Source organism: Parachlamydiales bacterium, assembly GCA_041671045.1.
In the GTDB taxonomy this organism is placed as follows: Bacteria; Chlamydiota; Chlamydiia; order Chlamydiales; family JABDDJ01; genus JABDDJ01.
The window spans coordinates 1-13,303 of record JBAZCF010000001.1; the positions used below are offsets into that span (position 1 = coordinate 1).

General features: G+C 41.6%; 12 protein-coding genes. 3 read left to right on the forward strand and 9 right to left on the reverse strand.

Features of this window, described 5'->3' with window-relative positions; translation table 11 throughout:
* Nucleotides 1-244, reverse strand: a 244-nt coding sequence (locus WC222_00005) for a hypothetical protein (GenBank protein ID MFA6914758.1), incomplete at its 3' end; no start/stop codon positions are given.
* A 116-nt stretch (nucleotides 245-360) separates the two neighbouring features.
* Entirely contained in the window at nucleotides 361-1,872 is a 1,512-nt protein-coding gene (locus tag WC222_00010) for a YifB family Mg chelatase-like AAA ATPase (GenBank protein ID MFA6914759.1), read from the reverse strand.
* Between the two features lie 193 nt (nucleotides 1,873-2,065).
* Here WC222_00010 and WC222_00015 point away from each other — a divergent pair, with 193 nt between their 5' ends.
* A complete protein-coding gene (locus tag WC222_00015; protein MFA6914760.1) occupies nucleotides 2,066-3,400 on the forward strand; it encodes a hypothetical protein in 1,335 nt (444 codons plus the stop codon).
* Between the two features lie 80 nt (nucleotides 3,401-3,480).
* Here WC222_00015 and WC222_00020 read toward each other — a convergent pair whose 3' ends face one another.
* The 5 genes from WC222_00020 to WC222_00040 form a co-directional block, all read right to left on the reverse strand.
* Nucleotides 3,481-4,086, reverse strand: coding sequence for a hypothetical protein (locus WC222_00020; protein MFA6914761.1), 606 nt, complete (start codon nucleotides 4,084-4,086; stop codon nucleotides 3,481-3,483).
* The gene (locus WC222_00025) at nucleotides 4,083-6,032 is read right to left on the reverse strand and encodes a 6-hydroxymethylpterin diphosphokinase MptE-like protein (GenBank protein ID MFA6914762.1); all 1,950 of its coding nucleotides are present in this window, start codon (nucleotides 6,030-6,032) and stop codon (nucleotides 4,083-4,085) included. The genes WC222_00020 and WC222_00025 overlap by 4 nt, the downstream gene beginning before the upstream one ends.
* Nucleotides 6,033-6,121: 89 nt before the next feature.
* Nucleotides 6,122-7,174 carry a hypothetical protein gene (locus WC222_00030; protein MFA6914763.1) on the reverse strand — a complete coding sequence of 351 codons (1,053 nt, stop codon included), beginning with the start codon at nucleotides 7,172-7,174 and terminating at the stop codon, nucleotides 6,122-6,124.
* Between the two features lie 4 nt (nucleotides 7,175-7,178).
* A complete protein-coding gene (locus WC222_00035) occupies nucleotides 7,179-9,653 on the reverse strand; it encodes a 6-hydroxymethylpterin diphosphokinase MptE-like protein (protein ID MFA6914764.1) in 2,475 nt (824 codons plus the stop codon).
* On the reverse strand, nucleotides 9,650-10,189 hold the full coding sequence (locus WC222_00040; protein MFA6914765.1) for a hypothetical protein: 540 nt from the start codon (nucleotides 10,187-10,189) through the stop codon (nucleotides 9,650-9,652). The genes WC222_00035 and WC222_00040 overlap by 4 nt, the downstream gene beginning before the upstream one ends.
* A 90-nt stretch (nucleotides 10,190-10,279) precedes the next feature.
* On the opposite strand from WC222_00040, the gene WC222_00045 reads away from it, so the two are divergent.
* Both WC222_00045 and WC222_00050 read left to right on the forward strand, forming a co-directional pair.
* Nucleotides 10,280-11,860 carry a hypothetical protein gene (locus WC222_00045; GenBank protein MFA6914766.1) on the forward strand — a complete coding sequence of 527 codons (1,581 nt, stop codon included), beginning with the start codon at nucleotides 10,280-10,282 and terminating at the stop codon, nucleotides 11,858-11,860.
* Nucleotides 11,861-11,872: 12 nt separating this feature from the next.
* Nucleotides 11,873-12,175 carry a Rieske (2Fe-2S) protein gene (locus WC222_00050; GenBank protein ID MFA6914767.1) on the forward strand — a complete coding sequence of 101 codons (303 nt, stop codon included), beginning with the start codon at nucleotides 11,873-11,875 and terminating at the stop codon, nucleotides 12,173-12,175.
* Between the two features lie 29 nt (nucleotides 12,176-12,204).
* On the opposite strand, the gene WC222_00055 is transcribed toward WC222_00050, so the two are convergent.
* Both WC222_00055 and raiA read right to left on the reverse strand, forming a co-directional pair.
* Nucleotides 12,205-12,651: a type I restriction enzyme HsdR N-terminal domain-containing protein gene (locus tag WC222_00055; protein ID MFA6914768.1), complete on the reverse strand. Its 447-nt coding sequence runs from the start codon at nucleotides 12,649-12,651 to the stop codon at nucleotides 12,205-12,207.
* Complete coding sequence (gene raiA, locus WC222_00060) at nucleotides 12,626-13,285, reverse strand: ribosome-associated translation inhibitor RaiA (GenBank protein MFA6914769.1); 660 nt, start codon at nucleotides 13,283-13,285, stop codon at nucleotides 12,626-12,628. The genes WC222_00055 and raiA overlap by 26 nt, the downstream gene beginning before the upstream one ends.
* Between the last annotated feature and the right edge of the window lie 18 nt (nucleotides 13,286-13,303).

Sequence of the window (13,303 nt, forward strand, 5' to 3'; positions counted from 1 at the left end):
CTGCATGAGCAGGTGTTCCTGAGTTTAATACTGTAGTAGCTTGAGTGTTAGTGCGGACAGCTTGCTGCGGTACAGGTGGAAGGGGTTTAGCAGATGTAATTGGATTTGCGGCACTCGGTGCAATCGGATTTGTAGGACGTATTTGAACATTGGAAGTATGAGGAGCGGTATTTTCATTGATTACTGGGGGAGGATTAGTATTACCGCTTCTGAAAATCTGTAGTAGGCTGGATAACTTACCCATAAAGGCTCCAATTTATAATTTAAATTTGTTTATTAAATTAAGAATATACTAATTATTAGTTTCTTACAACTATATTTTGCATATACCTAGGAGCGGAAAATATTGCCGTATTATTATTAAATAATAGAACATTTATAACTAAATGCTTCGAAAAGATGTAATGCGTTTAAATTCTCATCTGCAAGATCTGCAATAGTAAGTCCTACACGTAAAATGCGATCAGCAGCTCTGGCAGAAACTCCATGTTCTTCCATCGCCATTTTTATGACCTGAAGGCATTCGTTATCTAGAGGGCAATACAAATGCAGGTCAGAGCGCGTCAGTGTAGCGTTGATTTTATTTTCCCCCTGTCGGGAGTGTTGTTTTAGACGCGCTTTTTGTACTCTATTCCTAATTATAGCAGATGATTCATTTTCTGCACTTTCATGCATTTCTTTATAACTTACAGGTGGAACAGTGATGTGGATATCAAAGCGATCCAGTAGGGGGCCGGAGATTTTGCCGGTATAGCGATGGCGTTGAGCTTCAGAATCTTTGCAGGCTTTGGAAGGATGACCATAATATCCACAAGGGCAGGGGTTCATCGCTGCAATGCAAATAAACTGGCTGGGATAAGTTACTTGTTGTCTGGCGCGGCTAATGGTGACGGATTTATCTTCTAAAGGTTGTCTTAGAGCTTCAAGCACAGAACTACTGAACTCGGGCAATTCGTCGAGAAAAAGCACGCCGTGATGGGCGAGAGAAATTTCCCCTGGTTTAGGGTTTGATCCGCCTCCGACTAAGCCTGCATAACTTGTGGTATGATGAGGCGAGCGAAAAGGACGATGACGAAGCAGGCTAGAGCTTTGTTCTAGGAGCCTGGCCACAGAATGGATTTGTGTTACCTCCAATGCTTCAGATAATGATAATGGAGGTAAAATGCCGGGAAGGGCTTTTGCAAGCATGCTTTTTCCTGATCCGGGAGGGCCATTGAATAAAATGTTATGTCCGCCGGCGGCGGCGATTTCGAGGGCTCTTTTTGCAGTTTCTTGCCCTTTGATAGAATTCATATCTACTAAGGGTTTTAGTGAATCTCCGGCAAAATTTTCCACTTTAGGGACTTTCGTTAATGTTCCTTTGAGAGTAAGGAAGGCGACGACATCCTTTAAAGAATGGCAGGAAAAAACATCAATGGAAGAGGCGCTTGCTTCATGGCTATTAGAGTGTGGAATTAGCACACCTTTTGCCTGTTTCTTTTGCGCAAGCAGTACTAAGGGAAGAATTCCTGCAATGGAACGGATATCACCGTTTAGGCTGAGTTCTCCTGCAATAAAGTAATTATCCAGTACGGAGACAGGCATTTGTCCCGTAGCGGCGATGATGCCTAGGGCAATAGGAAGGTCGTAGCATGAGCCTTCCTTACGTAAATGCCCAGGAGCTAAATTGACAGTACAGTGGTAAGCACCGAGGGGATATCCGCAATTTTTAAGGGCAGTCAAGACACGATCTTTAGATTCTTTTACTGCAGAGTCAGGTAGGCCTACGATAACCAGGGTCGGTTTTTCTGTAGGCGTGACGTCAACTTCAACGGTGACGGGAAGAGCCTCAAGGCCCCAAAGTGTAAAAGTTGCACATTTTGCTACAGGCATGGCGTATCCTTAAAATAGGAAGGATATAGTAGTTTTTTGGTAGATGTTTGTCTAGTATGGAGAGGTGTTTCTCCTAGGAAGAAATAAATAATGTGCCTTTTAAAATGGTTTTAAGGGCATGAAAAAAATAAATTTCATAATAGTAATTCTCAGAGTATACTGTCAGCGCCTGTTAATTAAATTTCGGAAAGTAATGACAATAATATCCTCTTCTTCATTTTTAAACTTTGATACAGAAATAGATGGCCGATTTTTCTTAAGCTCTATTAAAAGCCTTATTCAATCAACAGATCAATATTACACAGTAAAAAATACCCAAGGGCAGCTTACTTTTAGCGTTAAATATAATTGCAAAACAGGAAAAGCGTCCTGGGTTGGGAAAGAAGAACCAAAAGAAACTTACTATGTTTACAAGGTATACCAAATTTTAGCTGAGAATAAAATCCAATGTATAAATGACCTTTACATGGAATGTGTAGATACTCTTGTGGTCAAGATCATACTATCTATAGAAAAGTTGTTAGCATCGTGCATTTGCACATTGCCTTCTAGAAATATATTGGAAAGAAAAATTGAGGAACTCTCACCAGGTGATGAGCTAGCTTTGTGTAGTGGAATAATGTTTCAAGCCAGCTCATTAATTTCTTTTAGAATAGGCGAAAAAGTGCTGGTAAAAGCTGACGAGGGGGTAGCTATTTGCGGGGTAATAGCAAGCCAAGGTAAGTTCCCTCTCAGAATTGATTGTTCAAGTCCTAAAAAAAATAATATTAAGATCGTTGATTTTGAGAGGGTACAGGATTTGATTCTAGCAAGAGAATTTAACTTTGGCCATAAGGAATCAGGAATAGGCTTTAATCCTTTAAAGCTTGAAAAGGTCGACTTGTACGGCCTCTACGATATGTTTTATAAGACGATAATTCCTGCTAAAGATGCTTTAGAGAAGCGATTGGAAAAATTAGCCCCTGGAGATGTGGTTGTTTTACATTGTGGAAGTGTGCCGCTTGTGAATCCCTTTACTCCGTTTAGGATAGGAGAAAAAGTATTGTTAAATACAGGTAATAATTCAGCTGTTTGCGGAATTGTTGCGGATACAGATTCTTCACTTAAAATAAATTGTTCGCGTGATGCGAGTATGCTCCCAAAAATCGTTGATTTTGCAATGGTGCGGCATCTCATCCTATCAAGGGAATTTAATTACAGCCAGTCGGTCATTTCGCCTCATGCCCTGGAAAGAAAAATTGAATATTTAACGAAGGGAGAGGAGATTGATTTACATGGATTACTTGCACCTCGCATCAACCCATTAGAACCTTTTAGGATAGGTGAGAAGATCCTTTTAAATATGGGTAATAGCTCTGCCATGTGTGGTGTGGTAGCTAGTAGCACCGATACCCTGCTTAAAATAGATTGTTCTTCTGAGAAGAAAAGTCTTTTCAAAACTATTAATTTATCAAGTGCGACGTATAACATCTTAGCCAGAGAAATTGACTTTGGACGTAAGAAGAGTATCATTGTTAGAATGAATTAAATGTCTTTAGCGTTAATAAAAACCTATTTTCATCATTTCCGGCGGTGTGTGACTTTTTCAGAGCTGCACCGCTGGTAGTTTCAGCTTTCTTTGAGAAGAGGGAAGGTTTCCATTTTTAAGAGCTTACCGTCCTCATATTCATAATAACGTTCTACTTCACCGTTAGGATAAAAGAGTTTTGTGATTCCGTGAAGCTTTCCTTGCTTATATGTAAGCTCGCTTTTTAATACGCCATCTTGGAAATAAAAGTATTGTATTCCATGCCACTGCCCTTTGGAATAGACTTGCCGGCTATAGATTCTTTGGCTTTCATAATACCAATTACAGCGGCCTTCTTGAAGTCCTTCTATGTACCAAGCATCGCTAATGACATGTCCTGAAGCAGTATAGAAGCGTGAGGGGCCGTGCAGCTTGCCGGACTTGTAATATTGGCGGCCTTTGGGTTTACCATCTGCATAGACTTGAAGATATTCGCCATCGAGGTTTTTATTTTTAATCCATCCGTAAGCGTAGGGGGTAGGCCCTTGTGTGAATATTTCAAAATAATGGTCAGAAGACGGATGTTTGCCTCGCGTTTTATCTTTGGGAATAGTTAATGGATGCCATTTTTCTTGATGATTTAGGCCAATATCTTTGTCTTCAATGGTATATTGGTTATTTTCAAAGCTATACCGTGGTAGGTTCATGAGTTTTCCTCAACAGAGGCGAGTGTTAATCCTAATTTCTGAAGCAGCTCGGGAGTGGGCATATCCCCCAGCTCTTTGGCTCGCCATGCGAGTTCGATGACACCGGCATTCACACGTGCGACATCTTTTAGAAAATATAGTCTTTTTAAATTTAGTGCGACCCGTGCGAGTGATTTTTTCAATGGACTAAGCCTGCTTAAGCGTATACGGCGCATCTCTATGTTTAATACACGGGCATAAACATTATTAAATAGATCGATAATGTATTGATAAGCTATTTCATCATTGAGTTCTGTTTCTGCCAATGCTGCACGGCCTGTTTGTAAGATGGCGGGTTCTTTTTGCTCGCGTTCGATACGCTCTTGGATAACTTTAGTTTCATTGATGAGGATGTTGAACTGATCGATGCATCGTTTAACGCTTTCATACATTTGTTTGACAAGCCCATCCACTCTTTCCTCAGTAACATCCGGCATAGAGCTGCCTTGGATTTCGGCGTGAATGCGGTTGTTGATGTCGTACTGGCGGTTAAGGTGCTGTTCTGAAACTTCTTTGAGGGGGATGTTTGGAACGCCAGGAAAGCCTAGTCCAGCTTCTGAACTATTTATGAGAGTGATCCCAGGATTGTCTTTGGCAAACGCCCCAATCCAGTTGGATTCTGCAATCCATTTCCACAGGGTGTAAAGCGGCTCTCCGTTAATGTCTGTGCGCAAGATGGCGTCTTTATCAAAATCACCCGTGCTTGTGAGTTCTTCTTTTGTGATGGAAACTTTGGATTCTATACCTGAAGCATAAGTTTGCATTCCTGAGTACCCTAGGTCCATCCCTACAAAGATGATGGGATTGCAACCTAATCTACTGGCAATTTGAAGGCAGAAATTAACGATATTGTGGCCTTCATCAATGTACTCGTCATGCGGTATCTGCAGCTGTTCTTCAAACCAATCGGCAACGTCGTAACCTCCGGCGCCGGTAATATACAAGTGCGGGCCGTGAATTTTCCGAAAGGCTTGATGCAATATGCGGTTGCGGTAGAAGAAGGGAACTTCGAATCCGCTGCTGGTGGACAACCTGTCAAGTTGAGTAGGGTTGGGATCGATACCACCACCGAAATGGGGGAGAATTTGCTCATTGCTTAGGGCATTCAGGGCAGACCCCCCGGCGAAGATAACGGCATTTTCCCTAAGATTTTTAAGAAGAGGTAAAGCTTTATTGAGTGAAGGCCCTGCACCGCAAATGATAGCCGGAATGTCAGGCATTTTGCCGAACAATTTATTCCCTAGGTAGGAGTCCGCAAAGTATAGCTCATTGGCGTAGAAGTTCTTGAAAAAATTGGCTCCGAACCGCAGATATTCTTCGACTAATGCATTTTTTATGGAGGCATCATAGATGATCTTATGATGCAGTTCTTCCGTCAGTAGCTTTTGTGTTGTTTCATAAAGGGCTAGTGCTGAGACTTCCATTTGGGTATGGATATAGTTCCAATACATGGCATCGAATGTTTCCGAATCTTTTTCTAGGTCTTCAAAGTAATATAAAGCTGCTTGGGGATCTTTTAAGAATTTGCTTGCTATTTGGGTTTGTAGGAAGCTTTTGACAACAGCGAGATCATTTTCAAAGAAGACTACAGAGCGGGTGCGATCTTTTTTAAGCCAGGGTTTAAGGGCGTTGTAATAGTATCCCAAGCCAATTCCGAAAATATAAACGATATTTTTCTTTTCGAGACGAAGTTGATCTTTCCATTTTTCAGCTTCAGCTACTGCATCTTCTGGGGAATGATAATACCAGCTTTTCCCATCGGTTATACGCACTAGATTCTCTTGCTCATTTCCTGTTTGGCAAAATTGGAGATCTGGATCTTCTCTGTAAGGGAGAAGGAATGCTTCTTTAGGATGTGTAGAAGCCCAAAGCTGGAGGTTCTTATGGAAAAGTTTTTCGTTATGCATGAGATTGGAAAGGTAAGTTAAATTTCAGAATACAACCAATGAGAATATTTTTCACATTCTGTTGCATCCGCCTAGAGATTAGAATGTAATTAGGGGATTAATAGAATTTTTGCTTGATCAAGGATATAAGTACGTAATTTTGTAAGGGGAATAAGTAGGGTTGCTCGTGTAAGGCTGACTTTATAACAAATAATTGTATAGGCCATCCAAAAGAGCAATGAATAAAAATGGATTTGCTTTGTTGGAATGCTCACAGTGTAATTTTGAATAAAGCTCTCTTTTATCTGGGATATTTCATCTTCTGCCAAACCATAGTAAAAGCCCATGAGCTGAAAAGAACAGAGTGTACGTGAGAATTCATGTGCAATATTTCCTATGGGTTTCCCTTGAGGGGAAATAGACTGGAAAACACTCAAGCTATCAATAAACTGTATGGATGGACTCCCTTCTTGATAGTAAATATTACTGATGTTGCTATCACCGTGAACTACTCCAAGGGAAAAAGGTTGTTTGTATGCCTGGATGAGATGATGGGCAAAACCGGCTTTGAATTCTTCTAGTGTAAACGGAAACCATTCTGGATGTTCTTCTATATAGAGTGCAAAAATGCCGGCAATTTTATTTTCCTCTTCTTCTTGAATACTTTCTAGCTTATGTGACTGGTAAAGAAGCAAGGCGTTTAATTCAGAAAGGGCAGTTCCCACTTCTTTTGTTATCTCAAGAACTGAGAACAAGCTGATTTTCTTCTTTGCTAAGGCAGAAATGTATCGCGTAATACTTTGGCCTTTTGCGGCCTCGATGGCGACGCATTGGTAATAGGCATTGTCGGCTTCATGTGCTTCAGAGTAAAACGGAAGAATAAGTTTTGAGTGTTCCAGGGGAAGCTTTTTTAATAAAGAACTGGAGGGATGCAGTAGATGTGCATATTCAAACTGCTGTTGGTCAATGACTTCAGATTTTGCAACAAACAGGAGTGTATTATTCTGGTCAAAAATATGGTAATTGAAAGGACTTCCAAAGCCCCCATCACCGAAGTCGGCTGTATTATAAAAAGGCTTAATAATAGCTTTTAAAGCATTTTCTGGAAAAAACTGCATTAAAACTTTTTGAATGAATTTTTCTATCGTCTGTTGTGCATTCATAAGTCTATTTGCTCAATTGTTGTTGCATTTTTGTTATCACCGCACTGATAGCTTGGGAGATTAAATGGATTTCATTTTCGATAGCCTGAGATTTTGCAGAAGTGTTTTCTAAGGATTCTCCCGTATCTTTAGATGTCTCTGCAGATGCTGTCAATGTATTCCGTAACTTCAGGGTGCGCTGAAGAAAGGCCTGGGTGTGGGTTCCGAACTCTTGTTGGTAAGCAGGGATATGCCGAAGTTGTATGAGGATTCCCTTTAAGGCATTTTCTAAGAGAATAACTTGGGAAAGGAGCTGCTGCTTATAATCTTTTTGCTGATTAGAGTTTTTAGTAATAGACTTACCATTTTTATCCCAATTTTGGGCGGACAATACTTCTCCATTTTCATTATATCGGCATTCCCTGGCCAGTACACCATTAAAATGCCATTCACGGGCTATTCCAATTGGGGTATCTTCCCGATATTCCGCTTGGAGTACAAGTTGTCCGCCCCTATTCCACACTTCTTCGTTTCCGTGCTTTTTCCCTTTTTGATAATGGAGTTTTCGGCTCAAAGAGCCATCATGATAATACAGTAGAATTTCACCATCGAAGAATCCATTTAGGTAGGGGATAATGGATTTTGGAGTACCGTCAGGGTAATAGGTTCTTAAAACTGTTCCATCAAAGATTTTCTTTTCATAACCATCCTGAGGTATATTCAAGGGAGGTAAATGGGGAGAGGCAATCGCATTCGAGATCATTTTCCGGTTCGAATGGATAGCATCTAGAATCTGTTTTAAGCGATTCTCCTGAAGTGCAATCTTTTCCTTGAAATATACGCTTTCACCTATCTCAGCCCTTAATGTCTCTAGGCGTAGAAAGGGGAGCTGGAGCTGCAGTTGAAGATAGTCGTCAAAGGTTTGAATAAGGTGGCGATATGCGGGCTCCTCGCTGATTTCTTGACCGCAGCTGAGTGGTAATTTTTCCCAGGCGCCATCGTTTTTATTTAGGGTTAGGGCTCCTTCGAGGGCCTTCTGGCAGTTTTCCAAGCTGGCATCAAATTGCAATAGTAAGTTGGAAAGTTCTTGAGTAGTTGCGTTGGTGCACCTTTTGGTGTTTTTAAGCAACGATTGCAATTTCTCATCAGGCGCGAAGTTTTCTTTACAGTAAGCTGAAAGAGTCTCCTGTAGGCTTTGATTAGGTATGCCATGAAAACCCAATCCCCCTTCAGTGCAATTGATAAACGTGGTATCGGGGTAGTCTGCTTTTAACTTGCTATACCATAGCGATTCTAAGGTCCATTTCCAGAGTGTTTTAATGGGCTGACCATAGATATCTTTACGGACAATAATCTCTTCATCTTCTGTTTTGGTTGTAAAGGAGGTAGCGGAAACCTGCGATGCTACACTTTGCAATCCTTTAGCGTAGGAGGAGTCGCTTGTATATGCTAGATCTATTCCCACAAAAATAATGGGATTGCACCCGAGTTGAAGGGCTATAAACGTCGCGACATTAATGACGTTAAGCATCTCTTTATCTGTGGTGGAAGCAAAGTGGATTCCTAGCTGTTCATGAAACCAGTAGGGGATGGTAATACCCGGAGCAAAATTCATGAAGATTTTTTCGCCATGGACTAGGGAAATGGCCTGATGGTACATACGGTAATAGTAGATGAAGGGGACTTCCCATGCAGTGGAGGAAAGAATGCGATTGTAAAAAGAGGGATTGGGGTCTATGCCCACGCCCAAATGAGGTTGCACATTTCCGCTATTCAAGGCATTGATAGAGGTTCCTCCTCCGATGAGCAACGCGTTATCTTTAACGCCATTCAATAGGTGTCGATTGCGCGATAAGGAGGGACCTGCACCTGCAATAATAGCAGGAACTCCTTTGAAAGCGTTTAAAAAATTTGAGTAGTCTTTTGATTCCGGCAGGAGATAGAGATTATGATAGAAATTATTCGTAAAGGCTTTAGAGGCTGCTTTATATTCCCGGGCATGTTCCTGAGACCGCAGCCAAATGAAGCGTGCCAATGCTTGAAGACTGGACGCCATCGCCTGATTTTTTTTGGGCATTGCCGCGAAGTGAAAGTTATATTTGGAGTTGGAAAGTGAAATTAGGTGGATAAAATGCCCCATTTCATCTTCCGTATTTCCAAAAAGAAGAAAAACCTGTTTATCATGTAAAAATTGAGTTGCCAGCTCAGTATTTAAAAAAGAGCCTAGGGAGTGGGGGCTGTCCTCTACAAAAATGACAGTGCGGCTAGGGTTGCTTTCAAGCCAAGGTCTAAGGAGTTTATAGAGGGCGCCCTCTCCGATTCCATAGATAAGGAAGCATTGATGATGAGATGCTTGCAAAGAAGAATTCATGTTTTGAATTTCTGCAGAAGAATATTCGGTTAGCGGTGAAGAAGCTTCGAGTTTGGGAATATATTTATCAGCAGAAGGGAGCAGGCTTTTCCAAATCTCCCTATTCCTTTCAAAAAGGCCGGAACTCATAGAGGACGCCAATTTTTCTTACCGCCTACACGACCGAATTTTTTCTTATATTCTTGAAGGTTTTTAGCGTCTTCTTTCTTCTCTTCTTTTGTACTTTCTTCCTTATTCAAAAGAGACATCGGAGATTTGTCTGAAGCATTAATGTCAGCGTTAATATTTTTGGGGATTTCAGCTTGAGCTGCAAGATGTAAGTCCCTTTGGACTAATTGTGTGCGAAGTTTAAGTTTCTGAGCTTTCTCTACCAGTTCAAGTTCTATAGTACGATCTTCCAAGGGCAGTTTCCTCATCAACTTTCTAAATTGGTTCACATCCAAATCGGTAATAGGGCTGGTTTTTTCGGCGATATCTGAAAATCGTTGGACTTCTTTCTGAACACGGTCTAACTCCTCAAAAATCCATTCCGGAACTTCAGTTAATGGCTTTGTCTTATTTTCTTCGATTTTATTGAGCAATTCTTCTATGAGAGAGTAGACTTTTTCAAAAGGATGCGGTTGGTCGCCGTAAGGATTGAAGGGTGGTCGCTCTTCTTGATTCATGAAAACCTCCGCAAAAATGAAAGACATTTATAATAATTATTTTATCCTTCATTTATATAATAAGCAAAAAAGTAAGAAAAAGAGGCCTGAATGCGAAGTTATTACGCCCACCTTATGAATACCGCTCCTACTGAAACAATCGTTGCCGCAAAGCCTATTCTTCGCGCATCTTCACTTTTTCCTGTGTTTCAGTATCAGGGAATTAGCTCGCGCATTCTATTTATGGGGTATTGGTTCGTTAAACGTAACATCACAGAGCTGACTCAAGTTACAACACTGCGGGATTCCCAAGGTAACGTTCTAGTACGTTTTGTTACTACCATTAAAGAGGCTAAAGGTTACCGCATAGAGCTTACTGAACTTTTGCAAAAAGCCGGAAGGCATGTTGACAGCGAATTTGAAGGCACAGTGGAAGTCGAATTTTTCTCTTTGCAGAACTTAGTTTTTCCTTTTCCCGCGCTGCTGGTCAATTACTACGGCGAGGATTTTTCCACTTGTGTGCACACAGCTCAGCGCGTTTACAATAACTATGAAGATATGCAGGCCAACAGTGAGACGAAGGTTCCTGAAGCGGGATTTAATGTTTATTCGACAGATAATATTCAGCCCTTTGTTACTTTGCTTAATGGTCCTGAAAAATGTCCTAATAGCCATCTTCATGTGGAATGTTTTAACCACGCAGGGCATGTGCTGAAGGAACATATCAATTTAGGGGATTTAGCGCCCTACCAAGCTAAGACAATACACCTCAATGAAGTTTTACCTCTGGATAAATTCCTTAATCAACGTGTGGGAACACTAAGGATTGCCTTTGATGTGAGATGGGTATTTCCCCGCCTGCTTGTCGGTAACCGGCAACTGAATCCGCCCGCAATGGCGATCACGCACACATACTATGACTGCACACGTGCAAATACATCTTCAGACTATTGGTATGCTGTTAATGATGAATGGTATACTGCCGCTTTGATGCTCCCGCTATGCGCACAAGGGAATGCGCAAACAAAATACTATTTCTATCCTATTTACTCTCCCAGCAGTTTTAGCGTAGACCTGGAAATATACAATAAAGACGGGGAGCGTGTGGCAACAGTTCCTAAAGCTCTACACATCACTTCGCCCTCCTCCTCCTTTGAAAACATTGATGCGGCAGCCCATGTCCGCAGGCTAGGATTGGAGAATGAATTTCCTTTAGGAGCCCGCCTTATTGCACGTCCTGACGAAGGGACGAACCTACCCGCACGCATCAAACTTGCATTGGATATTGGCGCATCGCCTAAAAGCCTGCCTTGTAATATCTGCACCAACTTGCAGCCTTTCAATCCTTCTTGGATAGATAAGAAACACTCTTTCAAATGGGCGCCTATTTTGTCCGACCAGCCTAATCCGGAAGTTTGGATCATGAATTCCTGCCCTCAGATTCATTATAAAAGCGAGGCTGAGATTGTTGTGCGCTTTTACCGTGAAGCTGATACGGAAGTGATAGAGCGCATATACCACCTTCCTCCACATGGATCTATGGTCATCCGGATAGATGAAGATGATGAACTGAAAAATTTTATGGGAAATCTGCCTGGATGGTTGACGGCTGTCAGTACAAACCCGTACACTACAACCTATTATTTTTCACGTCCCTCTGAAGGTGTTGTAGGGGGAGATCATGGTTTTTAAAAAGGTTTGCGAATGGGAAGAAAAATTGCGCGCTGCGAAGATATAGCTCCAGGGAAAAAGACTATAGCTAGTTTGGAGGACGGCAGAGAAATCGTCATTTTTAATTGCGATGGAGAGTTCTACGCTATAGAGAACGTCTGCCCTCATATGGGCGGTCCATTAGGTGAAGGTGAAATGGACGGATGCACAGTTGTTTGCCCTTGGCATGGCTGGCAGTTTGACATCAAAAGTGGCAGCTGTATCAATATGCCTGGAGAGAATGCCAAGAAAATTCGAATTTCAGTTAAAGACGGCTTTGTTTGCTTAGATGGATAAGTGAATCCGCCAATAAGGGGGGAGCCTTCTCAAGCTCCAAGCTCAGGTTTCCACGATGCCAAGTCCTTGTAAGAAGGAAACCCCCATTGCAAACGGTAGGATTTTGTTTTTGCATCCATCCATCCCCAATAGCTTTCCTCCTGATTAGCCAAAGCAATAAAGGGGGCCTCAAAGTAGTGGTTGTAGCCTCCTACCTGTTGGATCATTTGCGCATTGAGTTTTACAGCTTTACATTCAACGATAAGATAGGGTGATAACCCTTTCTCTAAAGACTTGGCATAGACAACAATATCTGCCCTACGGGCATTATTTTCCTGGCCGATAAGGACCTCGACTGCTGTATTACCCTTCGGATAACCGCCTTTATCGAGCATATACTTTAGTATAGCCTGTCTGAGCTTTTCCTCAGGAGTTGCGGTTACCCAAATGGATCGGACGGAACAAAGGATTTTATCCGGTTTGTTTGGCGTGAACATTCTCAGGTTCTTGTATTCCGTAATTATTGTCTGAGCGGCGATAAATGACTTTGATTTGATTGTCCTCAACGCAGCGGAATAGGAGGAAAGAGTCGCCTGATAGTTCCATTTTGACGACGGCCTCGTCGTAACTTAATGTTTTCAGAGGGCGGCTTTCCTGTGCTACAATACGGTGAGGCTTATATTTCTCTTCCATATGGCGCTTATTTTCATTTTCAATCTCTTCGTTGATTTCAAAGATATCTCCATCGCGCAGAGGCTGTAATACATTCACATTCATATCAACATAGCTTAGAGCACGGTGTTGATGATCCTGCAGTTTATCTTTATACTTAAGGAATTGTTTTTCTAGTTTGTCTACAGCTTGATCAATCGAGACATACATGTCATCAGAGATTGCGCTGCTGCGAATAGACAAATGATTGACTTTAGCCGTGATATCTACACGATGATCCAACTTTTGGATATCCATTGTGACGACAACTTCTAATATTCTCGAGGAATAGCGCTCCATTTTTGAAAGTTTATCGATAATGTAATCTTTCATTGCGTCTGTCACCAAGACATGGCGGCCAGTAACGCTAATGGTGTAACCTTCATTGATAAATTCAGCGATTTTTTCTTTGCGATTCATAGATTCCTCATGAGATTA